Below are 17,693 nucleotides of genomic sequence, written 5' to 3'. Positions count from 1 at the left end.
GCCTCAATAAGGCGCTTTTTTGTGTTTAAGCAGTAGCAAGTTGTTTAAAAAACTCTTCTTGCTGTTGTCTCACTGTGTCAACGTCATTGGTTGCTTTTAAATAAGATCGCAAACCAATAATGTTGATTTGAATTTTCTTCGCCGTGAGTTGACTGTCTAAATGGGCAGGTAAGTCGCCTTCAAGTTTGGCTTGGTCAATAATACTGGCAAATCGTTGTTCAAATTTGTTGAGCTGCTCACGGGCAACGTTTAATGTATCTAGATGAGATTCATCTAATTCAGATAACGTCCTTACTAACATGCACAATTCACTGGGTGAACCTTCACAGCATGGTTTAACCAGCCCACGTAGATAATGTGTTAATCCAACCCATGCACGATCATGTTGTTGTAACATATTATTCAAATTACGTTCGCCCGTTTGAGCATAACGAATAAGTGTCGCTTGATATAAATCAGCTTTACTACCAAATGCGGCATAAATACTGCCTGGTCGCATGTCCATAGTTGTTTGAATTTCTCGCGTTGATGTGGCCAAAAAACCTTTCTGCCAAAACAGATTTTTTGCTCTTTCAAGTACGTCATCGCGATCAAATTTAGAAATATTAGCCATTACATCCTCTTTGGTTAGTTGGCTATTTTACGTTAACCCTATGAGATAAGGCCAGTATCTTTTGGCAATTTTTTAACCATAATGGCCATTGTTGCTGATTATGCTTAATTATGGATTTGATATGAACGATTTCTAATTGAGCAAATAATGTCGATTAAACAACAAAGCTGCATTCACGAGAGGTTATTTGAATTACAAAATTGACGGATAAATGCAGTGGATAAGCATGAGTGGTGTTGTGATATTGGTATTGTGATATTGGTGTTGTGACATTAGCGTTGTACTAGTAGTGATGTAATGGTGGCATTTTGATATTGGCGTTGTACTAGTAGTGATGTAATGGTGGCATTTTGATATTGGCGTTATATTAGTACGGCTATAATGAGCCGTTATTAACGATAAAGCGGAATTGAACTAATGTATTCAATTCCGCTTTCAAAACTAAGCGCTCAATTTACACTCAAATTAAATCCATTGTAAAAATGCGCTGATTAAAGGCTAAGACCAAACCCCTTTTTCGGTTTTACCTTGTATTTCTACATCGGCCAGTTTGAACTCAGGCTTGTTAGTGGTTTTAAGTTTAACTTGATAATCGCGAGTTAAATTTACGATGGTCGGGGTTAACAGCATTATGGCGCTGATGTTCACTACCGTCATTAAACCTAGTGCCATGTCGGCCATGTTCCACACTTCTTTTAATGAGGCATTCGCTCCCCAATACACCATGCCTAAATACAATAGTGTGTAAATGGTGCGGCCATAGATGTTGTCGAGTTTAAACAGATGCAAGTTACTTTCGGCGTAGGCGTAGTTTGCTACTACAGACGTAAAAGAGAATAGCGTAATAATGATGGCAACAAACATATCGCCGCTTATGCCCATATGGTAGGTCATGGCGTTTTGAGTGATACGAATACCTTCCATGTCACTGCCAATACTGCCTTTAGCCAATAAAATTACAATGGCAGTACAACTACACAACACCATAGTGTCAATAAACACCCCAAGCATTTGCACGTAACCTTGCGCAACAGGGTGATTGGGAACCGGTGTTGCGCCCGCTGCTGCATGGGGCACACTGCCTGCGCCAGCTTCGTTAGAATATAACCCGCGTTGAATACCATTTTTAATCGCAGCACCGAGCGCACCAGCTGCTGCTTCATTTAACCCAAAAGCAGAGTTAATAATATCCATCAATACCCCAGGGACTTGTTGGATATTAATAATGGTGACGGTTACCGCTGCCAAAATAAATGCTAAGCCCATAAAAGGCACTACGAACTCGGCAAAACGAGCAATGCTGCGAAGGCCTCCCATAACAATGATGCCAGCAATTAAAGTAATGACCGCTCCAGAATAAACGGGTGAAATTTCGAAGGTGTGGTTGAGTGCGTCGGTGATGGTGTTGGCTTGCATGGCACTGAAACTAATGCCGTAACCCAGGAATAAACATAATGCGAATAATACCGCTAACCAAGGTTTATTCAGTCCTGCGCGGATATAATAGGCGGGTCCTCCGCGGTATTCTTTATGATCGTCGCGCACTTTATATAGCTGACCTAAAATGCTTTCGGCAAATCCGGTCGCCATACCCAGTAGCGCGATAACCCACATCCAAAATACCGCACCGCTACCACCGAGTGATATTGCCATGGCGACACCGGCTAAATTACCAGTACCGACACGGGCAGAAAGACCGGTACACAAGGCTTGATACGAGCTAATGCCCGATTTGTCACCTTGAGTACTGCCTTTCATTACTTTAAACATATAACCAAAATGGCGAAGTTGAATAAATCTTAACTTCAATGAAAACCACACACCGGCAAATACCAATATATAAATGAGCACTTGGTATTCGCCCCACAACACATTGTTGGTGAGCGATATAATGTCATTAATCATTTAGCAACTTCCTTTTATTGAGTCTTCTCTTTATTATTAGAGTTTATTGTTAAGAGTCTTTTTAAAGTTTGTTGATGCTGAAGCTTATCTTTTCGATAAATGGATCCCTGCCAACATACAACGAACAGAACCGCCAGCCATCTCTATAGCCGATACATCTAATGGTAGCAGAGTCACGCTTTGAGTTAATAACGCAATTTGCTCATGTGTTAACGCATCAAAAGCACGTTGTGATAATGCTAAAAAACGGCCTTGTTTTGATTGTAACTCAAGTGCATTGCCACAAAAATGACGAATTTGATCTTCGGTTAAGTTAATAATCACTCTGCCACTGTCTTCAAATCGTTGAATAATTTGCTGACGACGTTGAGTGTCTTTAATCATATCGAACCCAGCCATGACATAATCACTGCCAATACACATCAATACATTGGTGTGATAAACCGGCACTCCAGCTTCATCTTGCGCATCAAACACCATTGGCTCGTAATTAAATTGAGTACAAAAACGCTCAAGCACTAATGAATCGGTACGCTTGGATCGAACCGCATAAGCCACTCGTTCAACATGGTCGAGAACCATGGCACCAGTACCTTCTAGATATATGTTGTCGTATTCTAAGCCCGAATAATCAATAACATCCTGTACTCGATATTGCTGTTTGAGCATATCGATGATGTCAGTCCGGCGTTCTTTACGACGATTTTTAGCATACATAGGATAGATAGCAACATGACCACCTAGATGGGTTGAAAACCAATTGTTAGGAAATACCGAGTCTGGTGTTTCTGTGGTGGTATCTTCAAAAACGTGCACCGTGATGCCTGCTGTTTGTAATAGTTGCTGAGCTTGGGTCACTTGATCATAAGCTTGTTGCGATAGCTGCAGAGCATCTTCGGCCAATTCATGGCTTTGATAGCTGTTATCTGGCAACGTTTCAGGGTTAGGACTGAAATGATGTGGACGGATCATCACCACCGCAGATGGCGCTTGAGGGTTAATGGCCATTATGCACCTACAGCCAAGCGACTAGCTTGAGATGCTGGGGTTAATAAACCAAATAAATCCCGTGGATTTTCTTGGTTGGTGAGTAACTCGAGTTGCTGATGACTTTGTTGCTGCATAATTAAATCACGTACATATCGTAATGCAGAAAAATCTTCAATTGCAAAGCCGACACCATCAAAAATAGTCAGTTGTGAATCGTGGGTGCGACCTTGTTGCTCACCGCGAATAACGTGATACATCTCTGTAACGGCAAACGTTTCATCTAGTTGCTGGATATCACCTTCAATACGGGTTTGTGGTTCATATTCCACAAACACATCGGCACGTAATAGTAAGTCTGTTTCAAGTTCTGTTTTACCAGGGCAATCGCCGCCAATGGCATTGATGTGTACTCCATCACGCACCATTTTGCTGGTTAAAATAGTCGCATTACGTTTATCGGCAGTGCAAGTAGTGATCATATCAGCGCCTTCGATAACACTTTCAGCTGAATCACATAACGTAAGTGTGATGCCCTGGTCTGCCAGGTTATGCTGGCATTTAGCCATTGCGCTTGGATCAATATCGTAAATTCTGACATTGGTAATCCCTAACACCACTTTACAGGCCAAAATTTGGAACTCAGATTGAGCTCCACAACCTATCATCGCTAAGGTAGTGGCGCCGCGTGGGGCCAAGTATTTAGCCATCATGGCGGAGGTTGCAGCGGTACGAAGTGCGGTGAGTATGGTCATTTCAGACAACATAACAGGATAACCGCTGGCCACATCAGACAACACACCAAAAGCGGTGACAGTTTGCAAACCGATATGGGTATTTTTAGGGTGGCCATTGACGTATTTAAAGCTAAATTGTTGTTGATCACTGGTTGGCATTAGCTCTATCACGCCGTCAGTTGAGTGGCTGGCAAAACGTGGTGATTTATCAAATAACTCCCAACGACGATAATCTTGTTCAATATAGTCTGTTAACCCTAATAGAAACGCCTCAGTGCCAACGTGTTTGAGTAAGGCTAACATGGCTGTGACACTGACAAAGGCAACATTTGAAGACTTTTTATTGATGGCTATATTCATTATATTAATCACTTTAGTTGACACGTTTGGTCATGTTGACCAAACGCTAAATAAGACTGTGATTAAGCTTATCGAGTGTCTTTGCTAAACAAAATGCTATTATGTTGTAATAATTTAACTATTATTTGTCATAATGCTAGGCTGTATATTACAAAATGACAATTATTCTCCAAATAAGGTCTTAACACCATGCAACCACCACATCAATCTGCCCACCCTTATTTGTATGATACGCTCGACAAACAGCTTATTTCTATCCTGCGTAAAGATGCCAGAGCATCAATTTCTAAGCTGGCGCAAGTATTACAAGTTTCACGCGGGACGGTGCAAAACCGTTTAGACAGATTGGTTAGTAGTGGCGCTATTTTAGGGTTTACCATTCGCGCACACGAACAAATTGAATCTAATGTGGTGCGGGCCATTATGATGATTGAAGTAGTAGGGCGCTCAACAACCCAAGTGATCAATAAACTCAGGGGCATACCGCAACTCGAAAAATTGCATACTACTAACGGCGCTTGGGATTTAGTCGCCGATATTAGGGCCACCAGTTTAGAAGAATTTGATAAAGTGTTGAGGGAAGTTCGCACCATTGAAGGGGTACTCAATAGTGAAACCAGCATTTTATTGAGTACAGTGTAATCATCACCATCGAGCTGACGTCTAATATCTGGCCACGCTAATCGGACAATGCTTAGTGGCCTATGATGCTTTACCGAACGAGGAAACGGTTACATGTCGAACGTTAGTCTGCCTTTTAATGCAAGTCAGCAACAATTAGCCTTACTGCGATTAGTCAATTGGGGCCTTAAAATCGGCCTTATTCTGTTTGCTACCGACTTATTTGGCTTAACAACACCTCCAGTAACCTTGTCTTACGTGCTAATTTTTGAAGCCTGTTATGTTGGCTTTAGCTATCGATTTCATCGACTCAGCATGAACAACAATGGTTTGTTGTTTTTAACCTTATTGTTAGACACCTTGTTCTGGGCTACCTGGTTATATTTTACCGGTGGAGCAACCAATGCCTTTGTTTCATTGCTGTTATTACCGATTGCGATTTCAGCTATTACCTTACCCCTATGGGCACCTTGGTGCTTAACCATAGTATCGACGATATTTTATACTTTGATGATTGTTGATATCACCGAACAAAATAGCGGCTCGGTAATGGATCATGATATGAGCCAAATACCAATTGACCACGTTATGCAAGCAAACCAGGCAATGGCCGCAAATCAAGCTATGCCCGCAAGTCACAGTATGGACATGGGCTCGCACTATTTAGGCATGTGGTTTAATTTTGTTATTTCGGCATTAGTGTTAACCGTCACGGTGGGCTTTATTGCCAAACGAATAAGACAAAAAAATGCCGAGCTGCGCTATTTACGAGAAGGCCAGTTACGCCAAGAAAAGATATTGGCCTTAGGCACCGCATCAGCGCAAATGGCCCATCAATTGGCAACGCCGTTAGCCACATTGCGTTTACTCACCGATGAGTTAGTCGATACCCATCATGATGCTGAACAACTGGAATTGATCAGCGAAATGCAGCAAGCACTGAATCGTTGCGAAGTCACCTTAGTTGACTTACGGTTAGCAACAGAATCGATACGGGAGCAAAAACTAGCACAACAGCGGGTCGATAAGTTAGTGGCAATCTTAACCGAGCATATAAGTTTATTGATGCCAGAAGCACAACTGAATATCGCCATAGCACCACAAGTTGAGTCACGTATAGTCATGACCGACATGAGCTTGTTGCCTGCATTAATGGCGTTAATTCAAAATGGCATTCAAGCCAGTGAAGATAATCAACACCAGACTTGCGTAGATATCAATATTGGCTTGTCACAACCCAAGCAACTAAGTATTACTATTCGTGATTACGGTGTCGGCATTGCGACTCATGTATTGCAAACTTTAGGCAGTAACATGGTGAAAAGTCCCAAAGGGATGGGCATCGCGGTATTATTAAGTCACACCAGCTTCGAACGTTTAGGCGGTAAGTTATACCTTAAACCACATTCAGAATGCGGCACAGAAGCCATCGTGACGTTGCCGTTAAGCGTATAAAAAACGAGTTGAAGCTATTTTAAACGAATAGAAGCGAATCGAAGTAAACAGACGTTGAAATAAACCGACGTTGAAATAATAGACGTTGAAATAAATACAAGCTGAATTGAGAACATCATGAACAAGCTATTGATTATAGAAGACGATTTAGCCCTAGCCGCCATTTTAGCCCGCCGCCTCGGTAAGCATGGCTTTGAGTGTAAAACCTGCCATCACGCCAGCGACAGTTTATTAATAGCCAGGCAATTTGTGCCAACGCATATCGTGTTAGACATGAAACTGGCTGAACATAATGGTTTGTCGTTAATTAAACCGTTAAGACAATTATTACCCAACGTCCACATGGTATTGCTCACTGGCTTTGCCAGCATCGCCACTGCGGTAGAAGCCATCCGCCTCGGTGCAGACAATTACCTCGCCAAACCCGTCGACACTCAAACCTTATTAAATGCATTATTAGTCACACCAGACACTACAACGACTTACGATGATATTGAAGAACTACCACTTAACCCCAAACGGGTTGAATGGGAACACATTCAACAAGTCCTCGCCACCAACAATGGTAACGTATCAGAAACTGCCCGCCAACTGGGCATGCACCGCAGAACCTTGCAGCGCAAATTGCTGAAAAAGCCAACGGCAGATAATCGGTAGAATAGGGGAGTTGGGTGTTTGTCCTACTTTGGACAAAGGGTGTTTTTAGATATTGCTTTATGGCCTGCGGCCACTAACGACGTGGCGCTTCACCCACACCGAGTTTTAAAACTTCGTTTGAATTCTCATCGATAAACTCCACCATAAATCGGTCGATTCTACCGTTATTTCGGTAATGGTATTGAACAGGAATTTAGCTTTTAGCTTATTGCTTTATGGCCTGCGGCCACCAACGTCGTGGCGCTTCACCCACACCAGACCAAGAGGAAACCAACGGCTGTTCCCTCTTGGAACTCCCAGCCGCCCCCGCAACATTTTCGCTATTTACAAAATAAGAGCTGCGAAAAGTCGCCATGGAGATTTATCCAGCTTTGAATCTAGTTTGTAATAGGCCTCGGCCTTACTCGAAAATGCTAACGCTTCCGATGGGGCGTCCCTTCCCCTCGAAAGCTAGCTGGCCGTCCATGGCCAGCTCACGCTATTTTCTTCAACGGCCTCAAGTTCAGAGTTGAATTTATCCATTTATAGATCACAGGCACTAACTCAATTTTGGACAGAAATGAGTTAGATTTTTGTCTTTGATTCATGTGATTTAGACAAGGAAAAGTAACTTTAATTATTCAAAAGGACCAATTCACCCCGAACAATTAGTCCTTCCCTGTTAAATTTTACTCAGCCCTGAATTATTGACGTAACTTTTCAAAAAAAACTGTATATCATAAGCTTAGCGATATACAGTAACATTATCTACAAACTGATAGCTCTTCTAGTCAATAATAGAGATGATGTAAAATATGGATGTCGAAACATTGTGGGATGGAAAAAAGGCTTATCTACCTCAAAAGCTATCAGCACTATACCTCAAAGAGTTAACTACAATAGAAATGCTAGACCACGCAAAAAATTACATGCGGCAAGAGAATGAAGAAGGCCCTGTAGGAGGACAAGGAATTAAAGAGACCCACATACACTTTGCTGAAAGATTCTCCAATTCATGCATACGTCTTCAGTATGTACTAATTGATCCCAATGAAAAATTTGGTAACGTTCCAGAAAATTTTTTTTCTACATTCTCGACTGGAAAAATAGCATTACTTGATGCCCCATGCGGAACAGGTGCTGGCGCATTATCGTTACTTTACACGTTGAAAGAATTAAGGGTACATAAGAAACTTCCCCAACTCCCACTCGAAATAGAAATATTAGCTTGTGACTTCTCTGAATCTGCGAGAAGTATGTATTCAAAATTATTAGATGAAGCTATCCCAGAATTAGCAACTGTAGATATCAATGTTGTATATACAATCAGAGCTTGGGACGCATTCAGCATGCCATCAACCACTTTATTAATGAGGGACTTTGTAAAATTGGATTGTGAGGAGTTTTTTGTACTGGTTTCAGCGTTTAGTGGAATTGACAAAAAAAACTATCAAAAACTCGATAACTCATTAACACACATACAAATGTCTCTATCACCAGAACAATACACTGTAGTCCACGTCGAGCCTAGCACAAGAAATGCGAGAAGCTTATTTAGTCGATTGAAAAATATTTTTATGTTAATTTTTACTTCAGCCAGTAGTCATGAGCAATATCGTTGCGAAGAAAGATTTCTTTGGTTAGACCCTGTAAATGGAAGAGATGCAAAAAGTACTGTATCAGTGAGTATTAACTCAAGGAATAAAGCATGAAATTCAATCACTCCAAGGTTGTTTTAAGAGCTCTGAATAGCTATGACCAAAGATCACCAATTACAGGTTTAGGAATAAAATGCATCCTAGATCAAATGAAGAACAAGTCAAATAACAAGTTACTTAATGCAATACTAAAAAGAAAGTCCGAAGTAAGTAAGAGACTAAAACTAAGACAGTTTAGAGTACTAAAAGAGATTACTAACGACGAATTGACATATAGAGAAATGGTCATACCATCACCTTTTAGTGCATTATTAGAAGCTTTTTGTTTCTATGAGTTATCTAAAAATAATGACTTTAATATAAGTAATTCTGTTTACAGTTATAGGATGCCTGAACAAGGAATTAAATCTTCTCGTAACTTCGAATACTACTACAATAATTATTTAGACATGAACTCCAAAATAGCGAGCCTTTTGCAAAAACAAGTTGGAGATTGTGTACTAATTATTGATCTGAAATCATTTTACCCTTCTATAAACACTCAAAAAGCAATGAAGGGATTAGAGAAAAGTCTACCTTATCGCTTAGTTGATGGTACGTTTTCAGAATTCACTAGAGGACTTCCGATTGGATTAGACTTCTCTCATGTTTTGGCTCAGAACTTTCTGTCTAGTTTTGATAATGAGATGAAAAAACATTATGGAAACAGATATTTTAGGTATGTTGACGATATATCCATTATTTGCAACATGAATGAAAAAGATATTGTATTGAATAATGTAAAAACACACCTACCTGCTGGAGTAGAAATTAACCTAGATAAGAATGACATTATTAACAAGTTAAATTGGCTAGGTTATACTGAACAATTAAACGTGCGAAAAAAGCTTGATAATTTTTCCTCTATGATTCATTTGTACTGTATGTTCAACCAACACCCTGAAATGATTGAACAGAGATTGATCAATGCTGGTTATTCAATACCGCTAAAGAAGGTCATCGCCAGAATAGAAACAAAAACATTTAAAAGTTATACCAAGGTCTTATTAGATGAAAGACTCTCTATGGTAGCAAGTATTTTTCGTTGGTCGGAAGATGATTTTTTCAACTTTCTACTAAACAGAAAGCTTTTTCATCTTGAAGAGATCAACACATCATTAAAAGACCTCAGCAACAATGAAATAACAAAAGATATAAAATCAAGGTTTAGCATTCAAAATATTAAATTCCATATCAGCAACCTATTTTATTTACTTAACGACGATGAGCTATGGTCCTTAAATAATTCTCTTCCCAATATTGATGCTCTAGCTTATGTTGAAGACATAGCAACAGCTTTAACTCAATCAAACTTCAGTAGGTTATTAACGAGGGGAGGAAGAGGTGTGATTATTGTCGCAGAGCTGTGGCAAGCCCGAAATATGAAGCCAATTAACCTTGATTTATCTAGTCTTGATAATGTAACAGATGCTGTAGAGAACTTAGTATACTTAAATCTAATGGATGTCATTACGTTTAGTTTAGAGTCGATGAGTCAGTTGGTAGATGAAGATTCTTTTTATTTTGCATCATCCATTCTAAGCAGAGACAAAAAATTTGACAATGCTTCGCCTTACGTCAAAGAGGTGAACTCTATTTTCTCTTCATATGACCGAGAGGAATTAAAATCATTATTGATGTCTAAATTTGACAAAGATGAATCGTCTGATTTCTCTGCATTTGAAAATGGGCTTTATTAGAAATAACCGATTAATCACGTCAGAGTTGAAGAAATCACGAGTCAACTCACTTTGGGCAAAAACGAGTTAGTTTTCTTGACTTGGAAATGGTGTGATTCAACTCTGAACTTGAGGGCGTTGAAGAAAATAGCGTGAGTCCTGACATGGATGTCAGGCTAGCTTTCGAGGGGAAGGGACGCCCCATCGAAAGCGTTAGCATTTTCGAATAAGTCCGAGGCAGGATTCAAATGAAGTTAAAAGCTGGATTACTTTCCGTCGCAATTTTTTCGCCGCTATTGTTTTGTAAATAGCGAAAATGTTGCCGGAACGGCAAGGGTGATCCAAGAGGGGATTGCTGTTGATCCCCTTTTGGCCCGTGCAGGGTGGAACCTTGCGATCTAATTCAAACGAAGTTTGATAAATCTGGTGTGGGTGAAGCGCCACGACGTTAGTGGCCGCAGGCCATAATTCAGATACCATATATCATATGATGAAATAGATACTTTGCAGATGCAGCAAGCTAAGCTTTCCATTACTATAACGAGTCGTTACCATGGGTGTCGGTTCCATCTATTTCTCTCAGGCTCTTTCAAATATCACAGCGCAGGCCTTCGACATATATGCTGACAAGATCCGCTTCCATAAATCGAACAAATCGAATCATCGTCGACACGATGAACCATCAAGTTGTGAACAACCCTTCTACTCAAATAACCAGGTATCTCTATGACTAATCAACAGTCCCAGCAAACTCCCGTTACTGTCGAGACAGTCGACGATCTCGCTAAATTGGTCAACTACTCATTGATGGACACGCTCAACAGCGATCCTGACGCGACAGCTAATGGCGACGACCACGCGCCGCGACAAGTATTCTCTGGCCACTACGTTCCCGTTAAACCGACGCCGATTGAAAATCCAGAATATGTAGCACACAGCAGCAGCTTGTTTGCTGAATTGGGTTTTGCTGACAGCATGGCGCAGTCTGCCAATTTTATGAGCTTATTCTCCGGTGACCTGTCGAACGTTCCTGAACCCATGAGTAAGGTCGGGTGGGCATGTGGATATGCACTGTCTATTTTTGGTACCGAATACATCCAACAATGTCCGTTCAGAACGGGTAATGGCTACGGCGATGGTCGAGCTGTTTCTGTGCTTGAGGCTGTGATTAACGATAAACGCTGGGAAATGCAGCTTAAAGGCGGTGGCCGCACGCCATATTGCCGCGGTGCGGATGGTCGCGCTGTGCTGCGATCCAGTGTGCGTGAGTTTCTCGCGCAAGAACACATGCACGCGCTTGGCGTACCAACGTCTCGATCGCTGAGTTTGTATGTGTCTAAAACCGAGACGGTGCAGCGGCCTTGGTATTCTGAGGGCTCTAACGCACAAGACCCTGACCAAATGATTAGTGAGGCGGTTGCTATCTCGACACGTGTCGCACCTTCGTTTATTCGGGTTGGTCAACTTGAACTATTCGGTCGCCGCGCCCGTAAGCAGGAACATCCGCAAGCGATGGCAGAGCTTGAACAGTTGATGTTGCATTTAGTTGACCGTGAATACGCTGATGTTATCGACCAACAACTCACTAATGAAGAAAAAGTGCTTTTATTGGCGCGCGAGTTCCGTAGTCGTTTGACGTCATTGATAGCGAACTGGATCCGTGTTGGTTACTGTCAGGGTAACTTTAATAGCGATAACTGTGCCGCTGGTGGCTTTACGCTCGATTACGGTCCGTTTGGATTTTGCGATGTGTTCAATCCACAATATCAACCATGGACGGGTGGCGGGCAACATTTTGCATTTTTGAATCAAGGCGTGGCAGCAGAACGTAATTTCTTGATGTTTTGCACCGCATTAAGCCCATTATTGATGTCTACACCAGATTATCTAGAACAGCTCCAGCAGTTGGTCGATGGTTTTGCCACCGAGATGCAAACAAAGATGGAGCAGATGTGGACGGCTAAGCTTGGGCTTAACACTTTTGATGCGGCGTTATTTAATGAGCTTGAAACGCTGATGCTGCAAACCCCAGTGGATTACACAATATTCTTCCGTGAGCTTTCGTCGTTGCCTGATGATATTGGTCCACTGACTAACAGTTTCTATCGAGATTTATCGCAAGGGCCACAAGGATTGGAGCAACGCTGGTCTGCTTGGCTGACACAATGGCAATCATTGCTTGGTACCGAAGACAATAGCAATATGCTTATTGCAGATGCAGATGCAGATGCAGACGCACAACCACGTAGCCGTGATGATATTATTGCGCAGATGCAACGCGTTAACCCTAAATTTACTTTACGCGAGTGGTTGCTGGTACCTGCTTATCAGCAAGCCAGTGTTGGCAATTATGCACTTGTTCGAGAATTGCAGAAGGTGATGACCAAACCTTACGCAGAGCAGTCTCAAGAAATTGAAGACAAATACTATCGACTCAAGGCATCAGAGTTCTTTGGGGTAGGTGGATGTTCGCATTTAAGCTGCTCGTCGTAATGTTGAGATAATCTATCAGCTTTGATTGGTGTCATGCTTTATGTCACCTGCGTCAGGATGGTTTTCTCAACGTATCTGACGATTAAGCTGGTATATTATCATTAGCCTAAAGTGGCTAAATGTCTATTTTTAGCCATAAACGGCTAAATCGGCCTGTTTGCTATCAATGCTCTTAGTCGTTATTAGCCAAAAATGGCTAAGCTTGCATTATTAGCCATTTTTGGCTAAATTGGTCTAAATCTGCAAACAAAGGAGCGTTATGTGGAGCCTACCAATAAACCTATAGCCGTGATTGTTGGCGATGTTGTTGACTCAACAAAGCTAACCTCTGCGCAGTTTGAGCAACTACTTAAACAGATCAAATCTATCCAGACATGGATTAGCGAGGGGCATAGCGAAAATGCGCACAGTATTGAGCGCGGTGATGAGTTTCAGTCTGTCGTGCATGATATTAAAAATGCGTTGAGATACACCGTTATATACCGGATTGGTATTAAGGCGCTTGGTAAAGCATTTGATAGCCGGATTAGTTTTGCAATTGCGGCAAATGCCGATTTACGTGAGTCGGTGTCGGAGTCGATGGGGCAAGCATTTGTGCTGTCTGGCCGCGGACTCAGTGGCCTTAAGAATGACCGATTATTGTTTAGCTCCGATAGCATCGCTCTCACTGAGTATTTTGACTTACTGTTTAAGTATCTTGATAAGCAACTTAATGACTTAACTGCGCGCCAATGTGAAGTGATGTTGCCAATGCTTCGAACCAATGAGGATTTGTCGATTAGTGAGTTAGCTGACATGCTCGATGTGGCTACAGCCACTGCTAGCAAGTCACTTAAAGCGTCAGGTTGGCCGTTGATCAACGAGCTAAATTGTCGGTTCATGGAGAAAGTCGCGGAGCTCAAGTATGTTTGATTTTTTCGGCGTGCTCATTCCATTTTTATTAATTCACACCATTTGTGACTTTTATCTTCAGACCGATCGGTGGGTAGAAGCTAAAAAAGCTCGCACTTACCGTTCACCTGAGTTGTACCTTCACGCGACTTTACAGGGTGTTGCATTATTACTGCCTGCAATGGCACTCGGGATTGATTGGCGTTCAACGGTTTGCTTAATCGTTATTGTCGCGGTAAGTCATTTTATTATCGATTTATGGAAGGTCACTACACCAAAGGGAGATAAATTAGCCTACTTTGTTATTGATCAGGCTTTGCATGTTTCGGTATTGGCCGCGATTGCTTTTCATGTTGCCGATGGCGCATCGATTGAGGCAGTGTTACAGCATGAACGTTTCTCCGATGGCGTGTTGGTGGTGTTTGCTTATTTACTCATTCTCAAGCCAACTTCAATTGTGATTGGCGCTGTGTTGAATAAGTATCCCATCGTTAACTCAGCAATGGACACTGACACAGACGCCGTTACCGACACCGATGGTGTTGCAGAACTTGTTAGTGATAAGACAGCAAATGTGAGCGGCCTTGTTGCGGGTGGCGAGTTGATTGGTTACCTAGAGCGATTATTAATACTGACGTTTACGTTGGTGGGCAGCTATGCCGCTGTGGGCTTTGTATTAGCCGCTAAGTCGATATTCAGATTTGGTGAGTTAAATCAATCAGCCAACCGAAGCATGACGGAGTATGTACTGATTGGCTCACTGATCTCCGTGGTCATCACAACCTTAATTGGGGCGCTAGTGTCATTGGGTGTAGATATAAAATTTAAGTGAAAAAATCATAAAAAAAGGCCTCTATATCAATAGAGGCCCAATAATCTTATTCAGATTTAAACTGATACCTTTAATCAGCATTTATCCCCATTCCCATAGCAGATAGAGGCTGAGTAAAGTCACCAAGCATTGAGTAGACATTTGATTGCGACTCAAAGCCATCAACCAAACAACGCCAAAGTGTGTACCAAAAATCGATAACGTCAGTTAGATATAAGTTATTAAAAACGGGGGATGTTTCCGACGTTACCTATCACATGATTGTGCTTAACCTCAACCATTCTGACAATATAAAAACACCAAACTGCGACACAATGTCGCAGGCTACTGAGTTGAATTTATAAAGATTGTTAACTACTGGTTAGCATTTATCGATGTATACCATGGTGTTGCACTTATTCATTGCTGATTCATCTGTGGGCAGCGGCTTTTGTTGTTATTGATGTGAGTTTTTGGTGCTGATGAAAGCGTATTCAGATCAAAAGTGAAAAAGTCTGCCGCGATATTTGCTTAATTAGCACTACATTTTATAAGGGTATAAGCATACATTGATGGCTCGATAATGAGTCGTTAGCCATTGCTGAGTTGATTTTAAACTCACTCAGACGATGTGTAATAACGCGCCTGGGGATAATACCAACTTATGAAAATAGCACTATTTATACCGTGTCTAGTGAATCAAATGATGCCAGATGTGGCCATTGCAACACTGACATTATTAGAAAAGTTAGGCCATGAAGTCATATTTCCTGCTGGGCAAACCTGTTGTGGTCAGCCGATGACAAACTCGGGTTGCTTTGATGAAGCAAAAAACACCACCCTTAAATTACTCAACGCTTTTAAAGGTGTCGATTGTGATGCCATTGTGTGTCCTGCTGCCAGTTGTCTGGTGGCGGCTAAAGAAAACTTCCATGAGTTTGATGGCAGCCAAGAAGCCCAAGAGGTCATCGGTAAGCTTTATGAGTTAACGGAGTTTTTGCACGATATTGCCCCGATTAAAGCTTTTGCCCGCCCTGTAGCGGCCAAAATAAGCATGCAAATGAGCTGTCATGGTATTCGTATGCTTAATTTAGCGACGCCGACAGAGCAAATGGGTAAACAACGCTTTAATAAAGTGGAAGCGGTATTGGGTCACATTGCCGGGCTCGAGATTGTCTATCCTGCTCGTATTGATGAATGTTGTGGTTTTGGCGGCACGTTTGCGGTTGATGAAGGCGCGGTGTCGGCCAAAATGGGTAAAGATAAAGCCCAAGCTCATGCGGCAACGGGTGCTAAGTATGTCGTGGGGTTTGACCCTTCATGCTTGCTGCATTTAGATGGCATGATCCGTCGTCAAAAATTACCGATTGAAACCCGTCACATTGCCCAAATCATTAATGATGCTTTATAGGAGCCACTATGACCGAACTATATACCGCATCGGGTTCTAAGGTGCATGCCCATAAAGCTGATATTTTTTGTCGCGATGAAACCCGAGTTGATTGGCATTCTAAAGCCCTGTGGGCATTACGTGAAAAACGTGATCGCGCTGCAGGCAGTTTGCCTGAATGGGAACAACTAAGGCTGCTTGGCTCGCAACTCAAACTGCATACTTTGAGCCATTTAGCCCAGTACCTTGAGCAATTTGAACAACAATGCTTGAGTAATGGCATTAAGGTGCATTGGGCTAACGATGCCCAGCAACACAATGAAATTGTTCATGGGATTTTAGCGAAACATAAGGTTAAAAAACTGGTTAAATCAAAATCGATGTTAACCGAAGAATGCCACATGAATCCGTATTTAGAACGCCACGGTATTGAAGTGGTTGATACCGATTTAGGTGAACGAATTATTCAGCTCGCCAACATGCCGCCATCGCATATTGTGGTGCCCGCTATACACATGAAAAAAGAGGAAGTGGGCGAGTTATTTCATCAACAGTTAGGCACTAAAGCGGGTGAGTCAGATCCGCTATATTTAACCCGTGCTGCTCGCGCGCATTTAAGAGAGAAATTCCTTACTGCAGATGCTGCCATGACCGGTGTCAATATGGCGATAGCAGACCAAGGTGCGATTGTTGTGTGTACCAACGAAGGTAATGCAGACATGGGCGCTAACTTGCCTAAGTTGCAATTGCACTCAATGGGTATCGATAAAGTGGTTCCTGATATGGATTCTGTTGGGGTGTTGTTGCGTACATTAGCCCGTAATGCCACAGGGCAACCCATTACCACTTATTCATCGTTTTACCGTGGCCCACAAGAGGGCGGCGAGATGCATGTGATCATTGTTGATAATGGTCGCACTGAGATGATGAAAGACAAAATTTTAGCTGAATCGTTAAAGTGTATTCGTTGCGGCGGCTGTTTAAATACCTGTCCTGTGTATCGCCGTTCAGGCGGTTATAGCTACAACTATACTATTCCTGGTCCTATTGGTATTGCGGTAGGTGCTAAGCATGACGATACCAACTCTATTCCTTGGGCCTGTACGTTATGTGGCAGTTGTACTTATGTGTGCCCAACGATGGTGCCATTAGATAAAATTATTGCCCATCATCGTCGGTTGAAAGCAGAAGCTAAGAGGTTGCCGTATGGCAAAGGTGGCTATATGCCGTTAGTGGGCCGTTTTATGGCTAATGAAACCTTAATGAATACCTCTATGTCCGCAGCAAGATTAGCACTGCGGGTATTACCGGGGAGTTTACTCAAGCCATTTAGTGGTGCATGGGGTAAATACCGTGAGTTGCCTGTCGCACCAGAGTCTAGCTTTGCCAGCTGGTATAACAAGAATCGGAGCCGTTAA

At 42.1% G+C, this 17,693-nt stretch carries 14 protein-coding genes; 10 read left to right on the top strand and 4 right to left on the bottom strand.

The genetic code is table 11. The features are described 5' to 3' along the window. Window positions 1-25: 25 nt before the first annotated feature. The 4 genes from CXF88_RS19445 to CXF88_RS19430 form a co-directional block, all read right to left on the bottom strand. Window positions 26-613: a TetR/AcrR family transcriptional regulator gene (locus CXF88_RS19445; RefSeq protein ID WP_101088437.1), complete on the bottom strand. Its 588-nt coding sequence runs from the start codon at window positions 611-613 to the stop codon at window positions 26-28. A gap of 498 nt (window positions 614-1,111) precedes the next feature. Then, entirely contained in the window at window positions 1,112-2,518 is a 1,407-nt protein-coding gene (locus CXF88_RS19440; RefSeq protein ID WP_101088436.1) for an alanine/glycine:cation symporter family protein, read from the bottom strand. Between the two features lie 84 nt (window positions 2,519-2,602). Continuing rightward, window positions 2,603-3,526 carry an arginine deiminase-related protein gene (locus CXF88_RS19435; protein ID WP_162023002.1) on the bottom strand — a complete coding sequence of 308 codons (924 nt, stop codon included), beginning with the start codon at window positions 3,524-3,526 and terminating at the stop codon, window positions 2,603-2,605. After that, a complete protein-coding gene (locus CXF88_RS19430) occupies window positions 3,526-4,602 on the bottom strand; it encodes an ornithine cyclodeaminase (protein WP_101088434.1) in 1,077 nt (358 codons plus the stop codon). The genes CXF88_RS19435 and CXF88_RS19430 overlap by 1 nt, the downstream gene beginning before the upstream one ends. Window positions 4,603-4,791: 189 nt before the next feature. On the opposite strand from CXF88_RS19430, the gene CXF88_RS19425 reads away from it, so the two are divergent. From CXF88_RS19425 to CXF88_RS19380, 10 genes are all read left to right on the top strand, one after another. Continuing rightward, complete coding sequence (locus CXF88_RS19425; RefSeq protein WP_101088433.1) at window positions 4,792-5,244, top strand: Lrp/AsnC family transcriptional regulator; 453 nt, start codon at window positions 4,792-4,794, stop codon at window positions 5,242-5,244. Window positions 5,245-5,337: 93 nt separating this feature from the next. Next, window positions 5,338-6,678 carry a HAMP domain-containing sensor histidine kinase gene (locus CXF88_RS19420; protein WP_101088432.1) on the top strand — a complete coding sequence of 447 codons (1,341 nt, stop codon included), beginning with the start codon at window positions 5,338-5,340 and terminating at the stop codon, window positions 6,676-6,678. 117 nt (window positions 6,679-6,795) lie between these two features. Continuing rightward, a complete protein-coding gene (locus CXF88_RS19415; RefSeq protein WP_101088431.1) occupies window positions 6,796-7,335 on the top strand; it encodes a response regulator in 540 nt (179 codons plus the stop codon). A gap of 794 nt (window positions 7,336-8,129) precedes the next feature. Then, window positions 8,130-9,026 carry a hypothetical protein gene (locus CXF88_RS19410; RefSeq protein ID WP_101088430.1) on the top strand — a complete coding sequence of 299 codons (897 nt, stop codon included), beginning with the start codon at window positions 8,130-8,132 and terminating at the stop codon, window positions 9,024-9,026. Beyond that, entirely contained in the window at window positions 9,023-10,711 is a 1,689-nt protein-coding gene (locus CXF88_RS19405; RefSeq protein WP_101088429.1) for an RNA-directed DNA polymerase, read from the top strand. Before CXF88_RS19410 ends, CXF88_RS19405 begins: the two co-directional genes overlap by 4 nt. A 705-nt stretch (window positions 10,712-11,416) precedes the next feature. Then, entirely contained in the window at window positions 11,417-13,183 is a 1,767-nt protein-coding gene (locus CXF88_RS19400; RefSeq protein WP_101088428.1) for a protein adenylyltransferase SelO family protein, read from the top strand. A 261-nt stretch (window positions 13,184-13,444) separates the two neighbouring features. Then, window positions 13,445-14,095, top strand: a complete 651-nt coding sequence (locus CXF88_RS19395; protein WP_101088427.1) for a hypothetical protein — start codon at window positions 13,445-13,447, stop codon at window positions 14,093-14,095. Then, a complete protein-coding gene (locus tag CXF88_RS19390) occupies window positions 14,088-14,906 on the top strand; it encodes a DUF3307 domain-containing protein (protein ID WP_101088426.1) in 819 nt (272 codons plus the stop codon). The genes CXF88_RS19395 and CXF88_RS19390 overlap by 8 nt, the downstream gene beginning before the upstream one ends. Before the next feature lie 643 nt (window positions 14,907-15,549). Then, window positions 15,550-16,296 carry a (Fe-S)-binding protein gene (locus tag CXF88_RS19385; RefSeq protein ID WP_101088425.1) on the top strand — a complete coding sequence of 249 codons (747 nt, stop codon included), beginning with the start codon at window positions 15,550-15,552 and terminating at the stop codon, window positions 16,294-16,296. A gap of 8 nt (window positions 16,297-16,304) precedes the next feature. Then, on the top strand, window positions 16,305-17,693 hold the full coding sequence (locus tag CXF88_RS19380) for an LUD domain-containing protein (protein ID WP_101088424.1): 1,389 nt from the start codon (window positions 16,305-16,307) through the stop codon (window positions 17,691-17,693).

It is taken from the genome of Shewanella sp. ALD9, from assembly GCF_002836315.1.
GTDB lineage: Bacteria > Pseudomonadota > Gammaproteobacteria > Enterobacterales > Shewanellaceae > Shewanella.
Note: the sequence above shows the minus strand (reverse complement) of the source record. Positions and strands in the feature narration are given on the sequence as shown.

What these genes read in the sequence shown, in the direction of transcription:
- CXF88_RS19445 (WP_101088437.1), bottom strand. Translation starts at nt 613, where the DNA reads ATGGCTAATATTTCTAAATTTGATCGCGATGACGTACTTGAAAGAGCA.
- CXF88_RS19440 (WP_101088436.1), bottom strand. Translation starts at nt 2,518, where the DNA reads ATGATTAATGACATTATATCGCTCACCAACAATGTGTTGTGGGGCGAA.
- CXF88_RS19435 (WP_162023002.1), bottom strand. Translation starts at nt 3,526, where the DNA reads ATGGCCATTAACCCTCAAGCGCCATCTGCGGTGGTGATGATCCGTCCA.
- CXF88_RS19430 (WP_101088434.1), bottom strand. Translation starts at nt 4,602, where the DNA reads ATGAATATAGCCATCAATAAAAAGTCTTCAAATGTTGCCTTTGTCAGT.
- CXF88_RS19425 (WP_101088433.1), top strand. Translation starts at nt 4,792, where the DNA reads ATGCAACCACCACATCAATCTGCCCACCCTTATTTGTATGATACGCTC.
- CXF88_RS19420 (WP_101088432.1), top strand. Translation starts at nt 5,338, where the DNA reads ATGTCGAACGTTAGTCTGCCTTTTAATGCAAGTCAGCAACAATTAGCC.
- CXF88_RS19415 (WP_101088431.1), top strand. Translation starts at nt 6,796, where the DNA reads ATGAACAAGCTATTGATTATAGAAGACGATTTAGCCCTAGCCGCCATT.
- CXF88_RS19410 (WP_101088430.1), top strand. Translation starts at nt 8,130, where the DNA reads ATGGATGTCGAAACATTGTGGGATGGAAAAAAGGCTTATCTACCTCAA.
- CXF88_RS19405 (WP_101088429.1), top strand. Translation starts at nt 9,023, where the DNA reads ATGAAATTCAATCACTCCAAGGTTGTTTTAAGAGCTCTGAATAGCTAT.
- CXF88_RS19400 (WP_101088428.1), top strand. Translation starts at nt 11,417, where the DNA reads ATGACTAATCAACAGTCCCAGCAAACTCCCGTTACTGTCGAGACAGTC.
- CXF88_RS19390 (WP_101088426.1), top strand. Translation starts at nt 14,088, where the DNA reads ATGTTTGATTTTTTCGGCGTGCTCATTCCATTTTTATTAATTCACACC.
- CXF88_RS19385 (WP_101088425.1), top strand. Translation starts at nt 15,550, where the DNA reads ATGAAAATAGCACTATTTATACCGTGTCTAGTGAATCAAATGATGCCA.
- CXF88_RS19380 (WP_101088424.1), top strand. Translation starts at nt 16,305, where the DNA reads ATGACCGAACTATATACCGCATCGGGTTCTAAGGTGCATGCCCATAAA.